The organism is Streptacidiphilus sp. ASG 303, from assembly GCF_020991365.1.
Classification (GTDB): Bacteria; Actinomycetota; Actinomycetes; order Streptomycetales; family Streptomycetaceae; genus Peterkaempfera.
Genome location: NZ_JAJLRA010000077.1, coordinates 1 through 1,270, shown reverse-complemented (window position 1 = coordinate 1,270; position 1,270 = coordinate 1). Strand labels below are relative to the sequence as shown.

Here is a 1,270-nt window from a genome sequence, read left to right as displayed (position 1 = left end):
ACACCGCCGCACGCCTGGCGCAGCTGCCGGACACCGACCTCACCGACGCCGAGCGCACGACGCCACTGCTGCCCGCCCACCCCGCGTATGTGATCTACACCTCCGGCTCGACGGGCCGTCCCAAGGGTGTATCCGTTCCGCACGCCAACGTCCTGCGGTTGTTCGCCGCGACCCGCGACTGGTTCGGCTTCGGCCCGGACGACGCGTTCACCTGGTTCCACTCCTTCGCGTTCGACGTCTCGGTGTGGGAGATGTGGGGCCCGCTGCTGCACGGCGGGCGCCTGGTCGTCGTGCCCTTCGACGTCTCCCGCTCTCCGGCCGACTTCCTCGCCCTCCTCGTCCGCGAGGGGGTGACGGTGCTGAGCCAGACCCCGTCCGCGTTCTACCAGCTCGCCCAGGCCGACGCCCGAAACCCCGAGCTGAGTCGCGAACTCCGGCTGCGCCGCATCATCCTGGCGGGTGAGGCACTCGATCTGGCGCACCTTGGCGACTGGTACGGCCGCCACGCCGACGACGCCCCGCAGCTGGTCAACATGTACGGACCGACCGAGACCACGGTCTACGTCACGTACGAGCCGATCACAGAGGCGATGGCCACCGCGAACCGCGGCGCCAGCCTTATCGGACGCGGTATCCCCAGCCTGCGCATGTATGTCCTCGATGCCGCCCTGCAGCCCTGCCCGCCCGGCGTCCCGGGCGAGATGTACGTCGCGGGCGCAAACCTTGCCCGCGGCTACTACGCCCGCCCGGTCCTGAGTGCCGAGCGCTTCGTCGCCGACCCCTACGGCGGCCCCGGCGAGCGCATGTACCGCACCGGCGACCTCGTGCGCTGGACCACGGACGGCCAGCTCGACTACCTCGGCCGTATCGACGACCAGGTCAAGCTGCGGGGCTTCCGTATCGAGCTCGGGGAGATCGAGGCCGCGCTCGCCGCCCACCCGGCCGTCGCCCAGGCCACGGTCCTCGTCCGCGAGGACCGCCCCGGAGACAAGCGACTGGTCGGCTATGCGGTGCCCGCGCCCGAGGCGCACGAACGCGACACCGTCGAACTTGCCGCGGAGGTACGCGCGCACCTGACCGGACTCCTGCCGGAGTACATGGTGCCGTCGGCGGTCGTGGTGCTGGAGGCGTTCCCGCTGACGGTCAACGGCAAGCTGGACCGCAAGGCCCTGCCCGAGCCGGACCTGGCGGTGACCGCCGGGGCCGGCCGCAGGCCGGAGACCGAGCGGGAAGCACAGCTGTGCGCCGTCTTCGCCGAGGTCCTCGGCAT

1 protein-coding gene is annotated in these 1,270 nt (G+C 71.5%); it reads left to right on the top strand.

What is annotated here, in order from left to right; all coding sequences use genetic code 11:
• On the top strand, positions 1 to 1,270 hold a 1,270-nt coding region (locus LO771_RS29965), incomplete at both ends, for an amino acid adenylation domain-containing protein (protein ID WP_230748301.1).